Annotated in this window: 23 protein-coding genes; 17 read left to right on the top strand and 6 right to left on the bottom strand. The window is 38.7% G+C overall.

Features of this window, described 5'->3' with window-relative positions; genetic code table 11:
- The first annotated feature begins 37 nt into the window (after positions 1-37).
- The 3 genes from LEP1GSC202_RS13730 to LEP1GSC202_RS13720 are packed head-to-tail and all read left to right on the top strand — an operon-like array spanning position 38 to position 3,966.
- Positions 38-2,035 (top strand): tetratricopeptide repeat protein, encoded by a 1,998-nt coding sequence (locus LEP1GSC202_RS13730; RefSeq protein WP_015678300.1) that lies wholly within the window; start codon positions 38-40, stop codon positions 2,033-2,035.
- On the top strand, positions 2,032-2,820 hold the full coding sequence (locus tag LEP1GSC202_RS13725; protein WP_015678412.1) for a hypothetical protein: 789 nt from the start codon (positions 2,032-2,034) through the stop codon (positions 2,818-2,820). Before LEP1GSC202_RS13730 ends, LEP1GSC202_RS13725 begins: the two co-directional genes overlap by 4 nt.
- A gap of 3 nt (positions 2,821-2,823) precedes the next feature.
- Entirely contained in the window at positions 2,824-3,966 is a 1,143-nt protein-coding gene (locus LEP1GSC202_RS13720; protein ID WP_015678145.1) for a CapA family protein, read from the top strand.
- On the opposite strand, the gene LEP1GSC202_RS13715 is transcribed toward LEP1GSC202_RS13720, so the two are convergent.
- Positions 3,921-4,643: a hypothetical protein gene (locus tag LEP1GSC202_RS13715; protein WP_015678036.1), complete on the bottom strand. Its 723-nt coding sequence runs from the start codon at positions 4,641-4,643 to the stop codon at positions 3,921-3,923. The genes LEP1GSC202_RS13720 and LEP1GSC202_RS13715 overlap by 46 nt on opposite strands.
- 152 nt (positions 4,644-4,795) lie before the next feature.
- On the opposite strand from LEP1GSC202_RS13715, the gene rpsF reads away from it, so the two are divergent.
- The 14 genes from rpsF (at position 4,796) to LEP1GSC202_RS13645 (ending at position 18,439) form a co-directional block, all read left to right on the top strand.
- Positions 4,796-5,071, top strand: coding sequence for a 30S ribosomal protein S6 (rpsF, locus tag LEP1GSC202_RS13710; RefSeq protein ID WP_015678074.1), 276 nt, complete (start codon positions 4,796-4,798; stop codon positions 5,069-5,071).
- Complete coding sequence (locus LEP1GSC202_RS13705; RefSeq protein WP_015678373.1) at positions 5,064-5,501, top strand: single-stranded DNA-binding protein; 438 nt, start codon at positions 5,064-5,066, stop codon at positions 5,499-5,501. The genes rpsF and LEP1GSC202_RS13705 overlap by 8 nt, the downstream gene beginning before the upstream one ends.
- 72 nt (positions 5,502-5,573) lie before the next feature.
- Positions 5,574-5,858 carry a 30S ribosomal protein S18 gene (rpsR, locus tag LEP1GSC202_RS13700; protein WP_174705011.1) on the top strand — a complete coding sequence of 95 codons (285 nt, stop codon included), beginning with the start codon at positions 5,574-5,576 and terminating at the stop codon, positions 5,856-5,858.
- Positions 5,859-5,867: 9 nt separating this feature from the next.
- Entirely contained in the window at positions 5,868-6,314 is a 447-nt protein-coding gene (gene rplI, locus LEP1GSC202_RS13695) for a 50S ribosomal protein L9 (RefSeq protein ID WP_015678360.1), read from the top strand.
- Between the two features lie 21 nt (positions 6,315-6,335).
- Entirely contained in the window at positions 6,336-7,679 is a 1,344-nt protein-coding gene (gene dnaB, locus LEP1GSC202_RS13690; protein WP_039929014.1) for a replicative DNA helicase, read from the top strand.
- Positions 7,680-7,690: 11 nt separating this feature from the next.
- Positions 7,691-9,496: an aspartate--tRNA ligase gene (gene aspS / locus LEP1GSC202_RS13685; RefSeq protein WP_015678218.1), complete on the top strand. Its 1,806-nt coding sequence runs from the start codon at positions 7,691-7,693 to the stop codon at positions 9,494-9,496.
- 1 nt (position 9,497) lies between these two features.
- Positions 9,498-10,505 (top strand): PhoH family protein, encoded by a 1,008-nt coding sequence (locus tag LEP1GSC202_RS13680; RefSeq protein ID WP_015678099.1) that lies wholly within the window; start codon positions 9,498-9,500, stop codon positions 10,503-10,505.
- On the top strand, positions 10,502-12,868 hold the full coding sequence (locus LEP1GSC202_RS13675; RefSeq protein WP_015678085.1) for an HD family phosphohydrolase: 2,367 nt from the start codon (positions 10,502-10,504) through the stop codon (positions 12,866-12,868). The genes LEP1GSC202_RS13680 and LEP1GSC202_RS13675 overlap by 4 nt, the downstream gene beginning before the upstream one ends.
- Positions 12,865-13,329 carry an rRNA maturation RNase YbeY gene (gene ybeY, locus LEP1GSC202_RS13670; protein ID WP_015678238.1) on the top strand — a complete coding sequence of 155 codons (465 nt, stop codon included), beginning with the start codon at positions 12,865-12,867 and terminating at the stop codon, positions 13,327-13,329. The genes LEP1GSC202_RS13675 and ybeY overlap by 4 nt, the downstream gene beginning before the upstream one ends.
- Positions 13,330-14,079 carry a DNA repair protein RecO gene (gene recO / locus LEP1GSC202_RS13665; RefSeq protein WP_015678214.1) on the top strand — a complete coding sequence of 250 codons (750 nt, stop codon included), beginning with the start codon at positions 13,330-13,332 and terminating at the stop codon, positions 14,077-14,079. It begins immediately after the preceding gene.
- Positions 14,076-14,336 carry a hypothetical protein gene (locus LEP1GSC202_RS13660; protein ID WP_015678395.1) on the top strand — a complete coding sequence of 87 codons (261 nt, stop codon included), beginning with the start codon at positions 14,076-14,078 and terminating at the stop codon, positions 14,334-14,336. The genes recO and LEP1GSC202_RS13660 overlap by 4 nt, the downstream gene beginning before the upstream one ends.
- Positions 14,333-16,108, top strand: a complete 1,776-nt coding sequence (gene argS, locus LEP1GSC202_RS13655; RefSeq protein WP_015677969.1) for an arginine--tRNA ligase — start codon at positions 14,333-14,335, stop codon at positions 16,106-16,108. Before LEP1GSC202_RS13660 ends, argS begins: the two co-directional genes overlap by 4 nt.
- A 6-nt stretch (positions 16,109-16,114) precedes the next feature.
- Positions 16,115-17,368 (top strand): nicotinamide-nucleotide amidohydrolase family protein, encoded by a 1,254-nt coding sequence (locus LEP1GSC202_RS13650; protein WP_015678019.1) that lies wholly within the window; start codon positions 16,115-16,117, stop codon positions 17,366-17,368.
- A gap of 3 nt (positions 17,369-17,371) precedes the next feature.
- A complete protein-coding gene (locus LEP1GSC202_RS13645) occupies positions 17,372-18,439 on the top strand; it encodes a hypothetical protein (protein WP_015678384.1) in 1,068 nt (355 codons plus the stop codon).
- Positions 18,440-18,558: 119 nt separating this feature from the next.
- Here LEP1GSC202_RS13645 and LEP1GSC202_RS13640 read toward each other — a convergent pair whose 3' ends face one another.
- From LEP1GSC202_RS13640 to tpiA, 5 genes are read right to left on the bottom strand one after another with little or no spacing between them, the layout of a single operon-like run.
- Entirely contained in the window at positions 18,559-19,572 is a 1,014-nt protein-coding gene (locus LEP1GSC202_RS13640; RefSeq protein WP_015678252.1) for a response regulator transcription factor, read from the bottom strand.
- Positions 19,569-20,711, bottom strand: coding sequence for an LIC_12097 family sensor histidine kinase (locus LEP1GSC202_RS13635; protein ID WP_051125366.1), 1,143 nt, complete (start codon positions 20,709-20,711; stop codon positions 19,569-19,571). The genes LEP1GSC202_RS13640 and LEP1GSC202_RS13635 overlap by 4 nt, the downstream gene beginning before the upstream one ends.
- Positions 20,712-20,724: 13 nt before the next feature.
- Positions 20,725-21,393: an LIC_12096 family protein gene (locus LEP1GSC202_RS13630; protein WP_015678271.1), complete on the bottom strand. Its 669-nt coding sequence runs from the start codon at positions 21,391-21,393 to the stop codon at positions 20,725-20,727.
- Positions 21,353-21,685, bottom strand: a complete 333-nt coding sequence (gene secG / locus LEP1GSC202_RS13625) for a preprotein translocase subunit SecG (protein ID WP_015678104.1) — start codon at positions 21,683-21,685, stop codon at positions 21,353-21,355. The genes LEP1GSC202_RS13630 and secG overlap by 41 nt, the downstream gene beginning before the upstream one ends.
- A 9-nt stretch (positions 21,686-21,694) precedes the next feature.
- Entirely contained in the window at positions 21,695-22,444 is a 750-nt protein-coding gene (gene tpiA, locus LEP1GSC202_RS13620) for a triose-phosphate isomerase (RefSeq protein ID WP_015677982.1), read from the bottom strand.
- Position 22,445 lies beyond the last annotated feature (1 nt).

The raw sequence follows: 22,445 nt of genomic DNA, 5'->3' as shown, positions 1-22,445 counted from the left end.
GATTGTCCCTGTACCCGATCTTTGCCGGAATCTACTGATGTTTCAAGCAATTAAAACTTTAAACCACCTTTTCCCCTTTGTTTTCTTTTGTTTTCTTTCTATTTTGCAGCTCTCTGCAGATCCGATACCAAAGAAAGATTGTTCCCTTCTGGATCCAGGGGTTCCGAGTGAGTATCTGCTTTCTCGTGCTATAAAAGAACAAATCACTGCCTACAAAGCCAATAATGCCAAAAAAATGGACGTTGCAAAAGAGTCGTTTGAGGCATCGATTTCCTTACTCGACAATTACCACCTCTGCCAAAAGGAAAAGGGTAAAAAACCGAGTTCCCTTTCTGCAGAACTCCAAGCCCAAAACTACTTAGAGTTAGGTGATACAACCAAGGCTTGGGAATGGTCAGAAATCGCAAAAACCGAAGCCACCGAAATTACAAAGGAAATTGTGATTTTACAAATGCGGGTGCGTTTACGGGAACAAAACTTGGTAAAGGCAACAGAAGTTTTAGAAAAGGATTTGGTTCATTTTCCCAATGATCCGGATTTTCTGTACTTACTTGGGAATTTGTACTTTGAAAGGAAAATGTGGAACCAATCACTTTTGTATTATACCGCACTATCTTTTGTCATAGAAAGGCGAGATACTTCTTCCAAATACAAATACATCACAGCCAAAGCTCTTGGTGATCTCAATTATAAACTGGATTACCCAAAGATCTCCATCAAACATTTTAATGAATACAATTCCGTGTATAAAAACGATATGGAAGTTTTATTTCGTTTGGCACAAATTTATTTTGTGTTAGGTGATTTTAAATTGTCCAAATTCTATTTGGAACAAATTCGTGAAAAGAATCCACGTGATATTGATGCCTCCCATATGTTGGCCGAAATATATTTTTTGAATGCACGCGATGTAGCTTCTCAATTTTTCCATACATTAAGTAGAGAAAAAAAAATTCCAAAAGATGGACTCATCACACTTTTATACCAATTGGTGAATGGATCCCCAGTCGGACTTGAGGAAAAACTAAAAAACTTTATCAATGCAAATCCAGCGAGATTAACTCCAAGGGTTGCCCTTTTGGAATTGGCCGAAAAAAATAATTCTCCAAGTTACCACCAGTTCAATGCAGAGACGGCACAGTATGCATACGAATATCGCCAGTATGTTTTAGCACTTACGATTCTAAAAAAGGGATACCAAAAATTAGATCCAATGTCTGGAGAAACAGAACTAAGAGTTGCATACTTAGAAAAAATTTCTGCCTGCCAAGAGATGTTAGGGCAGTGGAACCATTCCATCCTTTCGATGAAAGAAGCCCTTTCCCTTTCCACTGACTTAGACAAAAATTTAAAAATGCGATTCCGTTTGGCGTATCTTTACTTGCAAGGGAATTTAAAAAAAGAAGAAACCTCTGTTGGTATTTTGTCGAACACTTTACAAGAAAATCCAAATCCTACTCATTTTTATCTACGAGGATTGTCATATTTTCAACTCGGCAAATACCAAGAAAGTGTGAAAGATTATTCGCAAGCAATCCAAATGGATCCAAACAATCCCAATTTTTATTTTTACCGAGCGAGTGCGTACGACAAATTAAAACAATTTGAAGAAACAGAATCGGATTTAAAAAAAACCATCTCTCTTAACCCCAATGCATCCAATGCCATGAATTATTTGGGATATTTGTATGCTGAAAAAGACAAACATCCAGAAGAAGCAAATTCTCTTTTAAACAGAGCAATATCTCTAGAACCTGACAACCCGGCCTACCAAGATAGTTTGGGATGGGTGTATTACCGAAAAAAAGAATTCAATTTGGCTTTATTACACCTTAATTTTGCAGCCTCTCTCGCTTTAGAAAGAGGGTTTGAAGACCCTGTAATTTATGAACATTTAGGGGATGTGTATTTGGCAAAAAAGGATCCTGTAAATGCCATACAATTTTATAAACTTTCACTTGCTCGGGACAAACAATCTACTAACAAAGATTTGGTGTCCAAAATCAAACGAGTGGAAAAGGAAATTTCACAATGATGATTCGGTTATTCGTTTTTATTTTGATTTTACAATTTGTTGCATGCCAATCTACAGAAGTAGAAGATCCAAATTTTATAGGAAAGGCAGACGGGAAGTATTTACCAGCAAAGGATACTGCAGCAAAAACATTTTTAAAAGAAGTATTGGATAAAAATCCGAACTTTCCTAGTTTCAAATCTGATTTTTCCATGCAAATCCAAACCTTTGTGCCCAAAAAAGACAATGTGTACTTAGATGGAAAGGTATATGTTTCCAAAGATACAAAACAAGTTAAAATCCAGTTGATGGACCAATTCTTCGGTATGATTTTTACTGAACTTGTTGCAGGTGAAGAACAAATCCAAATCAAACCCACAAGTACAAAAGAAATCCAAACCTTACCAATGGGTGATATTCTCATCCAAGATCCAAACTCAGGCAAAAAATACACAATTCCTTTTCCTGTGATTTATTCTTACTTAACAGGAAATTATATAAACGAAATCCAAAACCAAAAAGCCAGGTTTAACACAAATGATTCGCGTGTGTATGTTACCAAACCCGATGGCGAGTATGAATATTTTTTCAAAGAAGGTAATCTGGACCGATTGGAATTGACCAGTGGGAAACGAGGATTAAAAGCCATAGCCATTGTGAAAACTTTAGGATTCCAAGTCCACCCGCCGAAAGAAATCACAACGAAAGTGGTTAGCTTAGATACAGAAAAGGAGAATGTCCTCATCCAAATCAAACTGAAAAAATCACAAATTACAGAAGTATCTCCACAAGTATTTCGATTCTAAAAGATGAAACTTCGTTTTTTCTTTTTGGTATTTCTAATTCCGATCCTCGTATTTGCTTTGGATCTACCAGAATCTCCAGAAGATCCTCTTGAATTACCAAAACCGTTTTTGTACCAGTTTCATACAGAGACGGGAGATCCCATTCAATATCCAAGTACCACTAAACTCTGGTTTGGTGGGGATGTGATGTTCAATTGGGGGGTTCGGGATGCGATGCGTACAGAGGATGTTTTTTTTCCCTTTCGTAGTTTTTTCCACTTCCTAAACCAGTTTGACTTTCGATTTATCAATTTAGAAACTCCCGTTTTACATAAAACCCCAACTGCCGACCAAAGGAAATCCTATGTATTTTATGGAGAACGAAGGGATTTAACCGTTTTGAAAGCCCTAGGAATAAACGGAGTTTTCCTTGGTAATAATCACACCATGGACTTTGGTGATCATGGACTTTTTGAAACCTTAAGTCTGTTAGATGAGTTCCAGATTTCCCATACAGGTGCTGGAAAAAACACAGACCTTGCTTTGCATCCTATATTGGTAAAAAAAGGAAATACGGAATTTCGATTGTTTTCGTTTTCAGATACGGGCGAAACTCGGCTTTTTTCGGGACCAAATTCTCCTGGAGCAGCTTATTTCCGGGTTGCCACTGCAGAAAAGCTCATCAAAAAAACAAAACCAAACCAAGTGAATGTACTTTCCGTACATTGGGGAGTGGAATACAACCCTACACCAATGGATACGGAACGAAATGCGGCAAAATATTTAATTAACGCAGGTTATAAGGTTATCATTGGACACCACCCACATGTTCCACAAGGGATTGAAGTGTTTCCTAAAGGGATCGTTGTCTATTCCCTCGGGAATTTTTTCTTTGGATCTAAAAACCAATACTTAAAACACAATATTTCAGTCGTCACACATTTTGATGGCGACAAACTTCTCTTTGTGGAAGTGATTCCCGTATTTGGAAAACACCAAAGCCTACCAGGAGACCATTATTTTTTCCCACTTGGACCGAAAGAAGCGGAAAGTTTTTTAAAAGAATATGCAATCCTTTGCAAACAACTTGGGACTGAACTTGTGATCTCTGGGGGAAGGGGTTACGTTTTTTTTGATAAGGAACTGAAAGCCAAACTAAAACCATAGTGGAACCAACTGCAGACAAGTCCCACAAAAAAAAATGGGAAACTGAGTTCGAGTAAATTGGTGCGGATGATCGAAAACATCTGTAAAAAAAATCCAGTGAAAAAAAGAATCGCTGCCGTTCTTAGGATCCAACCTTTTTCGTATAACCAAAAGTAGACGGAAACAATGGCTACATACGAAAACAAACAAAACCATTTGAGTTGTGAAGTGGGCTTTAGATATTCCAAAGAAGGTGTCATTTCTTCGGCCGTTTTGGCATCGAGGATATTGAGGATGAGAATGTTTTCGATTAAATCGGCAAATCCAGCGATCACAAGGAGTAGGATCATTCCCATAAAGATTTTTAGAAAAATCGGCCGAACCTTTCGGCCTGCATAATGGCCAGTGTATGTCAAAAACGCGAGATAACAAAAGATAAATCCGAAATCAAAGTAATGTACCCGACGGTATTCAGTGGAGAGGTGGAAAAAATCGATGGTATCGGGAATTCCAATCAGGTCTTGCACATGTTTTGGAGTTTCTGCCATCTCAAGGCCGAGCAGGGTGGATTCAAACCCAGAGTGGTTGTCGAGAGCGGGTTCTTTGGGAGTGATATGGTTTAAAAAACCAGCATACAGCGCTAAAAATAGACCAAGACCCAGGCCCCAAACTTCTGGAAAATTTGATTTTTCACCCATAAAAATGTTAGAAATTCCATAGAATTAGATAGGTTTCAGGGCTCCAAGAAGAAATTCCATTGACCCTAGGCCCCAATGGCAAAACCCTAGTGGAAACTAACAAATTCTTCTACCTACAAGTGTTTCTATGTAGGTATACCCATAGGAGAAATATGAGAAACTACGAAATCACGAATATTCTTCGTGAAGGGAATGTAGAAGAGACGAAGTCTGCCGTTAAGGAACTTCTCTCCAAATACAACTTCACGATCCAAGGCGAAGAGGATTGGGGTTCTAAAAGACTCTGGCATCCCGTTGGACAAGACGAACAAGGCCATTTTACACTGATTAAGTGTTCTGGATCTCCTTCCGAAGTTGCAAAGATTGAACATGAGTTCAAACTCAATGCAAACATCCTAAAAACCCTCGTAATTAGGGCAAATGGCTAACGATCTAAACAAAGTACTACTCATCGGTCGTATGACTCGTGATCCGGAATTTAAATCGGTGAACGGAAGTTCTGTTGTCAATTTTTCAATTGCGAATAACAGAGTTTATGTGACGAACGGCGAAAAAAAAGAGGAAACTCATTATTTCGACTGCGTTGCATGGGGCCGACTTGCTGACATTTTAAAACAATATGCAGGCAAGGGTAAACAAGTAGCAATCGAAGGTAGACTCCAACAACAGTCATGGGAAACCCCGGAAGGCAAAAAAGCCTCCAAAATCCGCGTATATGTCGAGACCGCACAACTGTTAGGTGGTCAAGGACAAGGTGGTGGATCGGGTGACCGTTCTGACAGTTCCAATTCTTATGATTCCGGCGTAAGTAGTGGTTATGATGATTATCCAGCCGGTGATGACGACATTCCTTTTTGATAGGTGATGACAATGAGTGAAACGACAAATATTGATGATACAAGAATAGATTCCCGTGACAGTATGGACGGGATGGATGACGACGAAAAAGGTGGTTTCCGTGGTAAAGACGGAGAAGGTAAGTTCGGTCGTAAAAACGCAAAATACAAAAAGAAAGTGTGTAAGTTCTGTGCTGATAAAGCCTTACTTGCAGGTCTTGATTACAAACGTGTTGATATCTTAGAAAGATTTGTAACCAACAGAGGTAAAATCATTCCAAGAAGGATCACTGGCACTTGTGGCAAACACCAAAGAGCCCTTGCACGTGAAATCAGAAAATCCAGATCCATCGGCTTATTGCCGTTTAAAGTTCTGTAGGAGTTACGGATGAAAGTTGTATTACAAAAAGACGTATTAAATCTTGGTGATGCTGGGGATGTAAAAGAAGTTGCTGATGGTTATGCACGTAACTTCCTCATTCCAAGAAGACTTGCTGTACGTGCAAACGATGGTAACACCAAAGCTGCAATCCACCAAAAAAGACTTGCTGATCTCAAACGTGAAAAACGTGTAAAAGTGATGAAAGATCTTTCTTCTTCGATTGATGGTAAAACATACGAAGTGAAAGTAAAAGTGGGTGAGAACGACAAACTTTTTGGTTCTGTAACAGCGAATGATATTGCTCTCGCAATTAAAAACACTGGAGTAGAACTCGACAAACGTAAACTTGAGTTAGGTGAGCCAATTAAATCAGTTGGTGAATTTAAAATCAAAGTTCGTTTGGCTGAAGGTGTTGTACCTCAAATCGTAGTTAAAGTCGTCGGCCAAGCATAGTCTTACACTAACGCTTTTTCGATGAATTCTAACCCCCTTCAGGAGATAGAGTCTGAGAAGAACTTAATCGGTTACCTACTCATGAGAGGGGTAGCCGGGCAGGAAGACTTAGGTCTAAGCCCAGATGACTTTTATATGGATACCCATAGAAGGGTCTTTGAAGCTGTCACAGACCTTATCAACGAAGGGACAAACATTGACCTAGTTACGGTCACAAACCAAATGCGGGAAAAACGTCTTTTTAAAGATGAATCCCGTGACTTGGAATACATCACATCTCTCTACAAAGATACTGTCCCCTTTCAACCGTTAGACTATTACGTTCGTCGTGTGAAACGTGTTTCAGACAGACGTAAGTATGTCGAAGCGCTGACCCAAGCCATTGATAAAGTTAAAATTGAACCCGGTGAAAACGATTCTGTTTTCAGTCTTGTGGAACAGTCACTTATGGATATCTCGCGCCAAGAGAGATCCAAAGGGTTACGGAAGGTCAAAGATGATGCCAATGCCCTCATCGATTACATCAAAAATGTTGTGGCAGCAAGCCAAAATGGTACAGGTGGGATCAATGGACTCAAAACCCATTTTACGGGTCTTGATATGGCAACAACAGGTCTTAAATCACACGAGTTAATGATCCTTGCGGCGCGTCCTGGTAACGGAAAAACAACCTTTGCCCTCAACATTGCTGCCAACGCTGCTTTGAAAGAACGTAAAACGGTTGTTATCTTTTCGCTCGAGATGAGTCGGATTGAACTCCTTCTGAAACTCATCAGTGCCGATGCAAGGATTGATTCCTATGCATTAAAAGCGGGAACTCTTACATCTGCACAAATGACACAACTTAAGGACAGTATTGGAAATATCACTTCTGCCAGTTTGTACATAGATGATTCTGGTTATCTGACCATCCAAGAGTTTTCAGCTAGACTCAGGCAACTTCGAACCACAGAAGAAATCGGACTTGTGATAGTGGACTATTTACAGCTGATGAGTGACCCAAAAGCAGCCATGGGTGGAAGGCAACAAGAGGTTGCCAATATTTCCAGAGGACTCAAACAAATGGCACGGGAAGTGGGTTGCCCCATCATCGCATTATCGCAGATGAACCGTTCCATTGAAAACCGCTCCAAAGACCAAAGGCCACAACTTTCCGACTTACGGGAGTCAGGTGCCATTGAGCAGGATGCGGACATTGTATGTTTTATTTATCGGGAAGAAATGGTGAAACCTCCCGAAGAGCTTGACCCAAACAAAAGGGGAATGGCTGAGATCATCATCGCCAAAAACAGAGCGGGAGCAACGGCCGATTTTCCATTGATGTTCAATCCGAAAATCAGTCGTTTCGATAACGTTCCATTATAAGGGGTTTTCAATTGAATCACTGGGTAACATCAGAATACAAAAATAGAATTAGCGCCACAAATGTCTCAGATGCATCTGTCGGGAAAACTTTATTCCTTTCCGGTTGGGCATTCCGTTACCGTGACCAAGGAGGAGTGATTTTCATCGACCTTCGGGATCGCTCTGGAATTTTACAAATCGTTGCAAGAAAAGAAATCCTTGGCGATGATTTCTCCAAAGTCGAAAAAATTCGTTCTGAATTTGTGATTGCAGTGAAAGGAAAACTGTCACTTAGAGATGCAGATTCTGTAAATCCGAAAATGGAAACCGGCAAATACGAGTTAATCGCGGAATCAGTTGAAATTTTAAACACATCCAAAACCCCTCCATTCACTTTAGATGAATTTGACCCATCTGGGGAAGAAATCCGATTGAAGTACCGTTATCTTGATATGCGTAGGGAAGAACTTAGGGATCGATTGGTATTACGACACAAGCTAACATTTGCTTTACGAGAGTATTTGGATAGCAAATCCTTTTTAGAAATTGAAACTCCCATTTTAAATAAATCCACTCCAGAAGGGGCAAGGGACTTTTTAGTACCATCTCGTTTGAATGCTGGTGAGTTTTATGCTCTCCCACAATCCCCTCAACTTTTTAAACAAATCCTGATGATTGGTGGGATGGAACGATACTTCCAAATCGTAAAATGCTTTCGGGATGAGGACTTACGTGCAGACCGCCAACCTGAATTCACACAACTCGATATGGAGTTTTCGTTTGTCACGGAAGAAGACATCCGTCGTGAAATTGAATCCATGTGGGCCTTTGCCTTAAAGAAGGTGTTCCAATTAGAAGTGAATGCACCCTTCATGACCATGCCATACCATGTGGCGATGGAAGAATATGGTTCCGACAAACCAGACATTCGTTTTGGAATGAAACTTGTGAACGTTTCAGAACATGTTAAGTCTTGTGATTTTCAAGTCTTTACCGGTGCGATTGCCAGTGGTGGAGTTGTAAAAGCCATTTGTGTTCCTGGTGGTTCCGTAATTTCCAGAAAAGAAATCGAAGACCTTACCGCGTGGCTTTCCCGTGACTTCCGTGCCAAAGGCCTTGCTTACATGAAACATGGAGCAAATGGGCTTGAATCCACCATTACGAAACGTTTCTCACCAGAAGCACTCGAGGCCATCGCAAAAGCAGTTGGATCCAAAGAAGGAGATATGGTATTCTTCGGAGCAGATACGTCTAAAATTGTAAATGCTTCTCTTGGTGCCTTACGTTTGAAATTATCAGAAAAGTATGATCCACCTAAGGTCCCTTATAGTTTCCATTGGGTGGTTGACTTTCCTATGTTTGAATTGGATGAAACAACCAAATCATGGACCTTCCTCCACCATCCATTTACTTCACCGAAAGAAGAAGACTTTCAAAAATTAAGAGATTGGAAAGCAGGGAAAGAAGTTGACCTATCCTCAATTGGTGCTAAAGCTTATGACTTGGTTCTCAATGGAACAGAAATTGGTGGTGGTTCGATTCGTATCCACAACCCAGAAATCCAAAGCCTTGTTTTGGAAGCCATTGGGATTGGGGAAGAAGATGCCAAATCCAAATTTGGATTTTTACTGGATGCACTTTCCTTTGGAGCACCTCCACATGGGGGGATTGCCTTTGGTGTGGATCGGATTATGATGTTACTCACAGGAGGAACTTCCATCCGTGATGTCATTGCTTTCCCAAAAACACAAAAAGGAACTTGTATGATGAGTGAAGCACCGGGTCCTGTGGAAGGCAAACAATTGGAAGAGCTCAAACTCAGGGTAGTCACAATTTAGTATGGATGAAAGTTTTACATTCCAGGAAGAGTCTCTCTACCAAACGGTATGTGGGATTGGTGACAGCAAACTCCCGTTATGGGAAAGCAGACTGAATGTAAAACTCATTCCCCGTGGAAAATCTCTGATCATCCAAGGGAGCAGTGACCACGTCCAAGTGGCACTTGATACCTTCCAAAAGGTAGAAGAAAATTTCAAACGTAGACCAGACAAATCCGAGTATTCCTTTTTTGATATCGATTACTTAGTGAACAAAGTAAAGGATTCAAGTGGTGGTTGGCCAACACCTGGATCTCCTGATTTCCAAAAGGAAGGAGAAACTTGGACTCCGAGAGACAAAATTTTTGTTACCTTCAAAGGAAAACCCATTTTCCCGCGTACAAAAAACCAAGAAAGTTTTGTTGATAGCCTTCATAAAAACTATATCACCATTGCCATGGGACCTGCTGGTACTGGGAAAACGTTTTTATCCATTGCAACGGCTTGTCGCATGATGCAAACGGGAGAAGTGGACAGGCTCATCCTCACAAGACCAGCCGTGGAAGCGGGGGAGAACTTAGGTTTTTTACCTGGTGACTTAACACAAAAAGTAAACCCTTACCTTCGTCCCATCTATGATGCGTTACACGAGTGTATCGGATTTGAAAAAACGAGTGAATACTTACAGGTGGGAAAAATTGAAATTGCTCCCATTGCCTTTATGCGAGGTAGAACCCTTTCCCATTCCTTTATCATCTTGGATGAAGCACAAAACTGTACACTGCCACAATTAAAAATGTTTCTCACACGTTTTGGGAAAAATTCCAAAATGGCGATTTCAGGAGATGCAACTCAGATTGATTTAGCCCTTGGTCGTTCAGGCCTTGAAAAAACAGTTTACACACTTAAGAATTTGAATGGAATAGAGACAATTTTTTTCGGAAGAGAAGACATTACTCGTCACCCGATTGTAGAATCAATTGTCCGACGTTTCGAAGAAAACGAAAGTTTATTTAACAAAAAACCATGAAAGCAATCTTTGATTCTTCTATGACAAGTGTGACTGACTTTTTAACGAAAGTTAGGCCAGTCTCTGTCGTTCGGAACATCCAAATCATTTTGGTATTCCTCACTTTGCTTTTTGTTACGTACGTACTTTCGATTCCATTTTTTGGACAATCCAAGGTCGATACAGACCCAGAAGGACTATTTTCTGAAGGTAAAATTGCACCTGAAACCATCCAATCGGTAAAAGAATTTTCCTACGAAGATAGTGATAAAACCAATTTAGAAAAACAAAAAGCGAAATCAAATGTTCCCTATGCTTTTGACAAAGACTTTGGTGTGCTCGCTTCTGGAATTGATACCAATTTATCGGAAGATTTAGAAATCTTACGCATTTTGGTCCAAGAAGGAAAATCAAATCCCACAACGGTAAAGGACCGAATTCCTAGGTGGCGCAATCGCACAAATGATGAAATCCAAGCAATATTAGATTATCCAAAAAAAGAAAAATTAAAAAATTTCATCCAACAGTACACGAATCTTATCTTTTCTAAATACTGCATCGTAAAAGAAGATTTATCTTTTGCCAAAGAATTGGACAAAGCGGGTGCGAAAATTCGTAATATCGGTACCCAAGACCATACCACGATCATCGATGGAAATTTAGTCATCCCACGTTCTCAAATTTACAAAGATGGACCGGTTACTGCCGTATTATCTAAGTTAGCTTCTGAAAAATTACCGAATGTATCTGAATCACTCCTAAAAGCCGTTTCAAGGATTGGTCTTTATTACGTGTATTCTTATCCTGCATGCAATTACAATCCTGAAGAAACAGAAAATTCTAGAATAAAAGCAGCGAATGCCGTTTCTGTACAAAAAAGCAGGATCCAAGCCAATGAAATCATTGTAAGAGCGGGGGATGTCATCACTCCAGAAGTGAAGTTGAAACTGGATATGATGAATTTGTATGCGACAAGAGCAAATCTTGCTTCTATCGTTTCCATATTTCTCACACAATGTGTGCTTATTGTCATTGTCGGTTTTTATTTGATCCGATACCGGCCAAACCGTTTGAATGACCTTTCCAGTAACCTCATTATCTTTTTTACATTATGGATTGTGATCGCTTCGATTTATTTATTGTCGAAGGTATTCTATGCAACTGACAGTGATTTGTCGGGAGTATACTATTTCGGAATGTTTGTCCCTGTAGGTATGCTCTGTTTGTTACTTGGTTTTGTATACGACGAACAACTTTCGATCGCCATAGGTTTCTTTTTAGCCTTCGCTGTATTTTTTGCTTCCAGATACAATCCCACATCTTTTATGTTAGCCTTTACTGTAGCAGTGATGAGCTCCATATATGGGAGAAGGTTACTCAAACGAATCGATTTCCTAAAAGCTGGTTTTTTACTTACCTTTGTGCAAATTCTTGTAACAACCGCTGGCTATTTGTTTGATGGACGGGAATTTTATGTATCTAGTGGTGCTGGTTTTTTTAAAGATTTAACCAATTCCAATTTATTTCGAATTACAGTGATGTGTTTTGTGAATGGGTTTGCAAGTGCCACGGCCGTACAGTTATTGCTTCCTCTTTACGAATACATATTCAATATCCCCACACGGTTTAAGTTGATTGAACTTGCTGATACAGGGCATCCATTGTTACAACAACTTCTAACGAAGGCACCTTCTACTTACACACACACATTTATGGTCGCAGCTCTTTCTGAGCGGGCAGCACAGAACCTAAACTTGGATCGACTGCTTGTGCGAGTGGGTGTTTATTTCCATGACATAGGCAAAATTCCAAATGCCGGTTTTTTTGTGGAAAACCAACATTTGATTCCAAAACCAGAACATATAGATAAAAATAACCCTGCCCTTGCTGCAAAAACTGTCATTGATCATGTGTTAGATGGAATTGAGATGGCCAAAAAAGCAAGGTTACCTAGAGAAATCATTAGTTTTATTCCGGAACATCACGGAACTTCCACCATGGCATTCTTTTACCACAAAGCCTTACAAGAGATATCGAGTAGTGCACGTAAAAATATCAACAAAAAGGATTTCCAATACCCAGGTCCGAAACCACAAAGTAAGGAAACAGCCATCGTGATGATTGCCGATTCATTGGAAGCTGCCTCGCGTTCGTTAGATGAAGTATCCCCGGAAAGTTTGGATGATTTGATCCGTAAAATCATCAATTCTAAACTTGCTGAAAACCAATTGGATGAAAGTGGTTTAACCATCGGTGATTTAGAAATCATAAAAGCAAGTTTCAAAGAAGTTTTACTTTCAAGCCTACACCAAAGGCCCAAGTACCCAAAACCAGAAGATACCAAGGCACTAGAGTCAGCGAATTCAAAAAAGTCAAAACGATGAATCCGTCCCTTTTGGTTTCCACGCATTGGAATGATGAAACAAACCAAACCGAAATCATTCCAGATTTGGTTTTAAAGAATAGTGAAAAAATTTTACAATACATAAGCCCAAGTTTTTTAAAAGCATTAGATCTTTCTATTTTACTAGTCGATGATATGCAAATGAAAACAATCAATGGGGAGAGGCGAGGGAAAGATAAAACTACTGATGTTTTGTCTTTTCCATTGTATTCCGAATTTCCGCAGATCCCAGTCCAGATTTTGGGAGAGGTTGTGATTTCGATGGATACATGTAGGAAACAAGCGATTGAGATTGGACATAGTCTTATTGATGAATTTTATCGGTTGTTGGTTCACGGAATTCTCCATCTCTTTGGATTCGATCATGAAACAAATGAGGAAGATGCCCTTCTTATGCGAAGGATGGAAGATGAATGTTTGGATTTGGTTTTTTTAAGATAAATGGCCATTCGAAAAGAAACCGGGATCATTATCCAGAGTAAGGACATTGGTGATAGTGATAGACTCATCAGTTTAGCCGGTGAGTCCCATGTAAGAATGAATTTTATTAGCAAAGGAATTCGGAAATCCAAACGGAGGGCGATCATTTCAACGGAACTTGGTTGTATGGTAGAAGTGGATTTTTATGACCAAGCCGAGAAGGATTGGAAGTCGACAAAGGAAATCCACCTAATCAAACGATACGACGAACTGAAATCAGACTATGTAGGAACTCTTTTTGTTTTGTACATCACTGAGCTCACTTCCTATTTGTACCCTGATGGAGAAAGCCACCCATTTTTATACCAGTTGTTATCTGGCAGTCTGGAAACATCGAATGCCAACGGGTTTCGAAAGGAAATCCTTCCCTTTTTCAAACTCCGAGCCCTCACACATATGGGGCATTTTCCCAGTGAGTTTTATTGCCATACCTGCGGGGAAGAGGTTTTAACAAAACAAAAGGCATATTTCTCTGTGGACTCACGTGAATTTTTATGTTCTGATTGCCATCCTATCTCCAAAGATCATTTGCCTGTTTTAAAACTCTTTCATACAATGTTATCTAAGAAATTTTCAAATGTCTTAGCCATCTTCCCAAAAGTTACGGAGTATACCGAAGGGGATCTGATTCTCAATCAGTTTTTGCGTTCCCTGTTGGGAAGGGAGTTAAAGTCATATTTTGAATTTTACAAAACCATCGGGGATTTATGAATTTTATCACAAAAACCATTTTGTTAGTGATGACCTTTTCCGTTTTCCTTGCACTTTTCCAATTATTGCTAAAATCGGAAAACCTTAAACCAACATCCTTTCCCAAAATCTCCAAACTCCAAAAAGAAATGTTCCCAGCCATATTACGTGAGCCGAAGGAATCGATTCCTAATTTTGTCACACGTTTCAAAATCAAAAGTTTTGAACTATGGGAAAATGCAGACCAATTAAAAATGGAACTTAAAATAGAAAAATGAAAGCCAATCAATTATTAAAGAATCTTGTCCTCACTGAACTTGAAACAGCAGTCAAATCCTATCTATTAAAACAAAATATCGACTTACCAGTTTCTGATTTTAAAATCCGAATTGAATACTCAAGGGATGAAAAGTTTGGAGATTATTCTTCGCCTTTTGCTTTGGAAAACAAAAATCTTTTAAAATTAAATCCAAAAGATATCGCTGAAGGTTTACTTGCGGAAATCAAAAATGATTCCCTCTTCGAATTTGTCACTTTTTCTCCACCAGGATTTATCAATTTTCGAATTCGCGCTTCCTTTCTAATCCAATATACAAATTCGGTCATGTTCCCTAGTGTTAGTTTTGCACATTCGGATCATATTGAAAACATTTTACTTGAGTTTGTTTCTGCGAATCCAACTGGACCTATGAATATTGTTTCGGCTCGTTCGGCAGCTTATGGAGATGCTCTTGGAAATTTACTGTCCAGCCTTGGTCATACCGTAAAACGAGAGTTTTATGTAAATGATTATGGAAACCAAGTGTATTTACTTGGAGTTGCGGTTCTAATCCGTATCTTTGAAGAAAAAGGTGAAACGATCTCTTTCCAAGAAGAGGAAACTGAGGATTCTGTAATTTCACTAATAGAAAAACGAATCTTGCCAAAAGAAAGTTACCGCGGGGAATACATTAAAGATATCGCCAAAGAATTACTTTTGGACATTTCCAAATCAAAACAAGTGGATGATTGGATTCAAAAGAAAAATTGGGAAGATTTGGTTCCGTTTTTATCGAAGTATGCAGTGGATTACAATTTAAGCCGACAAAAAGAAGACTTAAAACTTTTTGGTGTTCAGTTTGACTTGTTTTATAGTGAAAGGAGCTTACACGAAGCAGGTGAAGTGGAAAAAGTTCCTTCCATTCTAAAATCGCAAGATGTGACAACCATTGATGGTAAACTTCATTTTTTATCCACTCAGTATGGCGATGACAAAGACCGAGTGATTCGTAGGGAAGATGGAAGGCCAACTTACCTAATGGCAGACATTGCCTACCATTATGATAAATACAAACGTGGTTTTAACAAACTTATCGATATATGGGGACCCGATCATTACGGTTACATTGCTCGTTTGAAAGGAGCTGTGGAATCCTTTGGAAAACCAAGAGATAGTTTTTTAGTTCTCATAGCCCAACAAGTGAATCTCATAGAAAACAAAGAAAAAGTGAAGATGAGTAAACGTTTGGGTATTTTTCAAACCATGCGTGATCTGTTAACCTACCTTGGTAAAAACGGAAAAGATGTTGGGCGTTATTTTTTCCTTATGAGAAGTTCTGATGCACCTCTTGATTTTGATTTGGATCTGGCAAAAGATGAATCAGATAAAAATCCAGTATTTTATATCCAATATGCCCATGCAAGGGTTTGTTCCATCTTTCGAGAATTACAGATTTCGTTAGAAGGATGGGCGGGGCCAAAGGATCTAAATGCCAACCATTTCCAATCTGAAGAACGCCTTCGTTTGTTATTTTGGATTTCTCGTTTCCAAGAAGAAGTCTATGATACGGCTTCGAACTTAGAGCCGCACCGCCTAACCAATTATTTACAATCACTTAGTAAAGCGTTTACAAAGTTTTATTCTCAGAAAGACAATCGCATTAAGGAAAAACAAGGTGATGAAAGGGATCACTTGTTACTTCTCATATACTTAACAAAATGTTCGATTGCATCGGGTTTGGAACTTTTGGGTATCTCTGCTCCAAAGAAGATGTCAAAAGAAGAAGAGTGATCCAAAATGACTCCTTATATTGTCATTTTGTCAACAGGTTCGGAGCTCACAGCAGGAAGGAGTGTGGACACCAACTCTGGTTGGATTGCCAACCAGTTATTTGAACTCGGTTGGAAAGTTAAAAAATTCATTACTTTGCCCGATGACCCAATTCTCATTCTTTCAGAATTACAAACCTTACAATCTTTAGCCAAAGAAAAACCAGTGTTAGTCATAATGACAGGTGGGCTTGGACCAACAGAAGATGATTATACACTTCAAACGGTTTTGCAATTAACAGGAAAAAAATCTTATTCTGTCGAAAAAGCAAAACTTCGTTTAACAAAAATTTATGAGTCACGAGGGAAAGAATACAAAGACATCCTTCCTAGTGTCTTTCGCCAAACACATGTTCCGGAAGGATGCAAAACTTTAGATAATTCTGTTGGCATTGCCGTAGGATTTGTTGAATCATTAGGTGAGCATTCCTATTTGGTTTGTATGCCTGGCGTTCCCTCGGAGATGACAGAGATGTTCAAACGCCGTTTGGTCCCTGAGTTAAAAAAACTTTACCCTCGTGAAAACTTAGTCCAAAAAACCAAATGGTTGTGGAATATGGGTGAGTCTTTATTCCAAAATGATTTTATCGAACCGAATCGGGATCAGTTTTTCAAAGAAGCAGAGTGGGGAGTGACAGCGAATAGAGGTTACATTAAATGTATCTTCCAATCCACAAATGAGCCTTTACTGGAAACGATCATACAACACTTAGAGGCACAATATCCAAAAATTATTTCCGACGATGTGTTTCAATATGTCCACGAACAGCTATTAAAAGAGGGACTTACGATTTCGGTTGCCGAAAGTTGTACGGGAGGCCTTCTTGGAAAAAAACTTACGGAACAACCTGGGTCTAGTGCTTATTTTCTAGGTGGATTTCTCACATACGCAAACGAGTTCAAAACAAATTTACTTGAAGTTCCTATGGATACCATTGAAACATATGGTGCTGTGAGTGACGAAGTTGCAAAGGCCATGGTGGAAGGTCTTTACCAGAAAACAAGGACCGACTTTGGTGTTTCCATTACTGGGATTGCAGGACCAGATGGTGGCAGTGACAATAAACCTGTTGGGACTGTTTGTTTTGGATTAAAAGAACCAAATGGAAAAATATCCGTACATCGATACGTTTTTCCAGGGAATCGGGAAGCAATTCGAGAGAATGCAAGTAACACTGCATTATTTTTAGTATACCAATCATTAAAGTTTAGGACTGTATAAACTATGTTTCAAAACATTCTGTATTCAATTGGTTTTTTTCTTTTATTTTTTTTGAGTTGGGATGTGGAATTGAATTTTGTTCCAAACATCCGAGAAACTTGGATTTGGAATTTAGAAGGAAGATTTGGAACAACTTCTCCTAAAGTGGGAGAAGATCCTTTAAAAACAATAAATGGTTACAAATTCAATAAACAATTTTATTCATTTAAAACAAATTCTTCACCAGAAATTGATTCAAAGTATTTGGTAGATTTCCCTCTTCTTGGTAACGGTTATCTTTTGTATGAAAAAATTGGGGACGAAGTAAATTTTTATTCCGATAGCAGTGAGTTGTATTGGAAAAAACCAATCAATTCCTATCCAAGGAGTGGATATTTTGCTTCACCAGTATTGTATTTATCTGGTGACAATAATACAGTATTTTTACTCGATGAAAGTGGAAATCAAGTTGGTAAACAAGAGTTAAATGGAAGATTTTTAACAGACTACCAATTTGATTCCAAAAACAAAGGTGTTGTCGTACTATTTTCCGGTGGAGAAATTTACCGTTTGGATGAAAAGGGCAATTTGTCCTTTGGTTTTGATTTATCAAAAGACAAACCTAACTCATTTTTTAAATCGGTTTCCCTTTCTCCCGATGGGAAATTGACTACAGTTCATTTTTCCATCGAAAATAAAGACTGGATCCTCTTATTGGATGAAGTGGGTGAACCAAAAGAGGAATTTTCTTTGCCCAAATTTTTTCCTCACCAATTGTACATAGCAACGGGTAATGCAGGACAAATTTTGATACAAACACCAAATTCGTTGGAATTTTATGAAGAAGGAAAACTTGTTTGGGAAAAAAATAAATCAAAACAAGGTGGAGTGTACCAATCTATTTACGCAGCTGATTCCTTTTTTGTTGCCCTTGTGGATTCGGAACTTCTTTTTTTAAATGAAAGGGGAGAACTCATTCGAAAGAAACGTATCTCTCCTACAGAATTCCCCATTCGTTTTTTCCCAGGTAAGTTAGAGTCTGTGTTTTATATGGAAACAAAAACAGATCTGGTCCAATTTCAAAAATTGTGAATATGGTTTGGAATTTTTGGAATTCCATTGATCTTAAAAAACAGAGTGAAGTTAACTCGATTCCAAAGATCACCAAAGGGAATCCTTAAATAGAATCCTGGGATTTATAAAAAGGTTTCTTAAATCAAATTAGCTTTGGCATCAACTTCATAGATGGATAAGGATTTAAATCCAGTCCTTCCTTCCCTGTTGATCATGGCTATGGTTTCAGTGCATACCCCTGGTTTGATATTGAAGATCAATTGGTCAGAGATTTCTCTGCATATGTAAAGCCCTCGGCCATGGCTATCTTCTAACCCTTTCGGAAATCCTGTTGTTTCATCAATGCTAATGTGGCGATCCAATCGATGCAAAATTTCTTCTTTCCTAAGTGAGCCAAACTGGTCTCGTACAACGATAAAGATTGTACTTTCCGTAGAACCATATCCAATGAGAAAATAATCTTCTGGCATAAGTTGGATATTATCTAATGGAACTACTATATCATGACTAGGAATTTCAAATTGGTATTTATATTCCCCTTCGTTTGTTCGCGGAGCACGGATCATGGCATTGGAAGTGAGTTCCTCTAATACTTGTTGGATGGCTTTCGGTGCACCCAATTGGATTAAGTTTTTTGATATTTTACCACATAAAATAGATCTATCTTGATCAGATTTGATTTGTTTATAAACAATTCCGTTACTAGGAGCTTCCTCGAACTCGCTATTGATATTTTTATCAAATACTTGGAATTCTTTTGTGAAATATTTTTCAATTCCAAAGATATCATTTGATAATAATTTTTCTACCATCACCTCGATGAGGTGAATGTCTAAAAAACTATATTTAGGAATGATGTTCCAAATTTGAAGGTCTTTTGCAAACTTTATGTATTCGTTGATATTGTATGCAGTCATTAGAGCATACAGTACATGAGGGAATTCTTTTTGAATGAGCTTTACTAAATCTATTCCTGATTTGCCTGGCAATCGTATGTCTGTGATGGTTAAATCAATTTTTTCATTTGAGAGATACCAAACGGCTTCTTCAAAATGTTCTGCTCCAAAAACATTATATTTGGAACTCAACAAATCCATGATGGCTTCGCGAATGGAATGGATGTCTTCGACAATCAGAATGGATTGTTTCATGTGTTTGGCTCCGTGATATCATTAGTGAGCGGAAAAGAAATAGTGAATCTAGTTTTTTGTTCTACTGATTTAACTGAAATATTACCATCGTGTTCTTTAACAATGGAATGGCAAATGGACAAACCAAGACCTGTTCCTGTTCCAGATTTGTTGCTTGTAAAAAAGGGATCAAATATCTTTTGGATGATGGCATCCGGGATTCCACCAGCATTGTCTTCAATGATGATATGAAGCCAATTTTTTGTTTTACGAATTTCAATATTGATTTCACCGGGTCTGTAGTCAAAGGCTTGTAACGAATTTCGAAATAAATTCATAAAGAGACGTTCCATTTTCCCGGGATGGAAAGGAAATTGGTATTCGTGGTCACAAGTGATCCGCCAATTGATATTTTTACTTAAGTGAGGATACAATCGAATCACAGTATCCTTTGCACGATTGATGGTTTCAACGATGTCACCAAGTGTGACTTTTACTTTATCAGTTTTGGCAAACGAAATGATATCGGAAACGATGATTGCTGCTCGTGAAATATCATTTCGTATCATATCCAAACGTTTTTCAATTTGTTCAGGAGGTTGGTTTTGCCAGTTGGCTTTTAAGTTTTGTAACGTTAAGCTAATCCCCGTTAATGGGTTATTCAATTCATGGGCAATACCAGAAATTAAGATACCAAGAGATGCAAGGTTACGCATTCTAAAGGATTCTTCTTCTTTTTCTCTTTGTTTTGTAACGTCAGAGATTTTTTCCACCATCCAAAACAAATCTTCTTGTTTTGGGTATGGGTAAAATTCCAAGAGTAGGGTTTGTTTTTTATCTTCAGAACGGAAAAAAATTTCCCGAGTAATTGGAGTAGAATTTGTTTGGTTTTTTTCTTTTGACTTTACATTGATTTTGGGGCAATAAGGACAAATGTCTGTTCGTTGGTATAAAACCTCATAACATTTCCTATCGAGAAGTTCGTCGTATTTATTGTTTTTGGCAAATAGGATGGTTGCTAAATTTGCCCTTTGGATATTAAAATCGGAATCAATGAGAACAAGTGGATCTTGGACAACATCATAAATGGCTTCGAGTTCCCTTGCTTTTTCTGCAACTTTTTCGATATTGTCAATCGAATGGGAATCACCTTGGTTCATCAAATCTGACAAATTAATACCCTAATGATTGGTTCAGTTGTTTGAACATTTTCTTTTGGTTTTGGTTACCATTTGATTTTTGAAGGGCAGTGATAGATGTCAGTTGGCTATGAAAGTCCAATAAAAATTTGATATAAAAATCTTTTTTGAAATCGTTCCTTTCTTGTTTTACAGAATCATTCCGGAGGGAAGAGAGGGGAAAACTATCTGTCCCATCAATCCCCGAAAAATAAATCATCATATCATTAACGGAATCATCAAGTGGAGTTGTGTCTGTAATTTTCGTTTTTGTTTTTTGTTCAATCTCAGTGTCTTCGGTTGTGATTAAAATTTCCACTTTGGACAAAACTGATCCGTTGAATTCTAATAAAATTGATTTTTCTTCTGAGTGTTTGATTCGATTTTTGTTTTGTGGGTCTGGATCTACTTTGAATTTTCGAATTCGTATCCCCGTACGGTTAGGATAAGTGCCAATGAATTGGACCGTTGTATTCGCGGGTAAAGAAGAAACCTGTTCATATGACAAAAGTTCCCTGGCCTTCGCGATCTCTCGGTAAAGGCTAAGGATTTCCTTGTCTAATCGATTTTCTTTTTCGGTAATGTCAGTCTCTGAATAGAGACTAACACTGAATAAAAGAAGACTAAGGAGCGCTAGGTGCCGGTACTTCGGGAGTGGTTCCATCAGTTTCTACCGGAGCTTCCAAACTTGGTTCCAAATCTGGAACTAATACTTCATCTTTCTTAGCAAAAACAAAAGAGAGAGCAAGTGATAAAACAATGAATAGTATCGCTGCGACTCGAGTTGTTTTTGTCATTACATCTGCTGTTGATGCACCAAACACGGATTGGCTAGCGGTAGATCCGCCGAGCATACCTGCACTACCACCTTTCCCCGTTTGGATCATCACAAGAAGGATGAGAAAAAGAGAGAGTAGAACAAATAGAGTGAGAATGGTTCCTGCAAAAAATCCCATAAAGTTTCCTTATTTTAAAAGTCCTAAAAATGAATCTAATTTTTGACTGGCTCCACCAACAAGGCCACCGTCAATGTTCGGTTTGGCGAGAAGTTCTTTGATATTGTCAGGTTTCACTGAGCCACCATACAAAATTTGTATGTTTTCAGCCACAGTGTCCGCACCAACAAAAAGAGAACCAATTGTTTTCCGAATGAAAGCATGTGCTTCTTCTGCTTCCACTGGTGTTGCTACTTTTCCAGTCCCAATGGCCCAAACCGGTTCATAAGCGATCACAAGATTTTTAAAAAGGTCACTTGTGATGTCTTTCAAACCTTTGCCAATTTGGTCTTCTAACACGGAAAAAGTTTGGCCTTTTTCACGTTCTGCCCAAGTTTCTCCCACACAATACACAACACGAAGTCCTGCTTTTAAAAAGTAGGAGATTTTCGCATTGTCAAACTCGGAAGTTTCACCAAGGAATTGGCGCCTTTCGGAGTGTCCTACAAGGACGGTTTTGATTCCAAGTTCTGCAAGTTGCACAGGAGAAATTTCACCAGTCATTGCTGTAAGCCCGGATTGGTAGGCATTTTGGGCCCCAACGATGAGTTTGGAACCACTTGCAATGGAAGAAACCGCTTCCAAATGGAGAGCACTTGGAAAGACCATAACTTCGAAAGAAGATGAGTCACTGGCACTTAACAATCCTTTTGCGATTGATTTAGCTTCTGCCAAACTGAGGTTCATTTTCCAATTGCCTGCGATGATCTTCTTTCTCATG

This window comes from Leptospira yanagawae serovar Saopaulo str. Sao Paulo = ATCC 700523, assembly GCF_000332475.2.
Lineage (GTDB): Bacteria > Spirochaetota > Leptospiria > Leptospirales > Leptospiraceae > Leptospira_A > Leptospira_A yanagawae.
This window is presented reverse-complemented; position numbering and strand designations above follow the sequence as displayed.

Bases quoted from the DNA above. Each gene is read 5' to 3' on its own strand.
- LEP1GSC202_RS13730 (WP_015678300.1), top strand. From the start codon at position 38: ATGTTTCAAGCAATTAAAACTTTAAACCACCTTTTCCCCTTTGTTTTC.
- LEP1GSC202_RS13725 (WP_015678412.1), top strand. From the start codon at position 2,032: ATGATGATTCGGTTATTCGTTTTTATTTTGATTTTACAATTTGTTGCA.
- LEP1GSC202_RS13720 (WP_015678145.1), top strand. From the start codon at position 2,824: ATGAAACTTCGTTTTTTCTTTTTGGTATTTCTAATTCCGATCCTCGTA.
- LEP1GSC202_RS13715 (WP_015678036.1), bottom strand. From the start codon at position 4,643: ATGGGTGAAAAATCAAATTTTCCAGAAGTTTGGGGCCTGGGTCTTGGT.
- rpsF (WP_015678074.1), top strand. From the start codon at position 4,796: ATGAGAAACTACGAAATCACGAATATTCTTCGTGAAGGGAATGTAGAA.
- LEP1GSC202_RS13705 (WP_015678373.1), top strand. From the start codon at position 5,064: ATGGCTAACGATCTAAACAAAGTACTACTCATCGGTCGTATGACTCGT.
- rpsR (WP_174705011.1), top strand. From the start codon at position 5,574: ATGGATGACGACGAAAAAGGTGGTTTCCGTGGTAAAGACGGAGAAGGT.
- rplI (WP_015678360.1), top strand. From the start codon at position 5,868: ATGAAAGTTGTATTACAAAAAGACGTATTAAATCTTGGTGATGCTGGG.
- dnaB (WP_039929014.1), top strand. From the start codon at position 6,336: ATGAATTCTAACCCCCTTCAGGAGATAGAGTCTGAGAAGAACTTAATC.
- LEP1GSC202_RS13680 (WP_015678099.1), top strand. From the start codon at position 9,498: ATGGATGAAAGTTTTACATTCCAGGAAGAGTCTCTCTACCAAACGGTA.
- LEP1GSC202_RS13675 (WP_015678085.1), top strand. From the start codon at position 10,502: ATGAAAGCAATCTTTGATTCTTCTATGACAAGTGTGACTGACTTTTTA.
- ybeY (WP_015678238.1), top strand. From the start codon at position 12,865: ATGAATCCGTCCCTTTTGGTTTCCACGCATTGGAATGATGAAACAAAC.
- recO (WP_015678214.1), top strand. From the start codon at position 13,330: ATGGCCATTCGAAAAGAAACCGGGATCATTATCCAGAGTAAGGACATT.
- LEP1GSC202_RS13660 (WP_015678395.1), top strand. From the start codon at position 14,076: ATGAATTTTATCACAAAAACCATTTTGTTAGTGATGACCTTTTCCGTT.
- argS (WP_015677969.1), top strand. From the start codon at position 14,333: ATGAAAGCCAATCAATTATTAAAGAATCTTGTCCTCACTGAACTTGAA.
- LEP1GSC202_RS13650 (WP_015678019.1), top strand. From the start codon at position 16,115: ATGACTCCTTATATTGTCATTTTGTCAACAGGTTCGGAGCTCACAGCA.
- LEP1GSC202_RS13645 (WP_015678384.1), top strand. From the start codon at position 17,372: ATGTTTCAAAACATTCTGTATTCAATTGGTTTTTTTCTTTTATTTTTT.
- LEP1GSC202_RS13640 (WP_015678252.1), bottom strand. From the start codon at position 19,572: ATGAAACAATCCATTCTGATTGTCGAAGACATCCATTCCATTCGCGAA.
- LEP1GSC202_RS13635 (WP_051125366.1), bottom strand. From the start codon at position 20,711: ATGAACCAAGGTGATTCCCATTCGATTGACAATATCGAAAAAGTTGCA.
- LEP1GSC202_RS13630 (WP_015678271.1), bottom strand. From the start codon at position 21,393: ATGGAACCACTCCCGAAGTACCGGCACCTAGCGCTCCTTAGTCTTCTT.
- secG (WP_015678104.1), bottom strand. From the start codon at position 21,685: ATGGGATTTTTTGCAGGAACCATTCTCACTCTATTTGTTCTACTCTCT.
- tpiA (WP_015677982.1), bottom strand. From the start codon at position 22,444: ATGAGAAAGAAGATCATCGCAGGCAATTGGAAAATGAACCTCAGTTTG.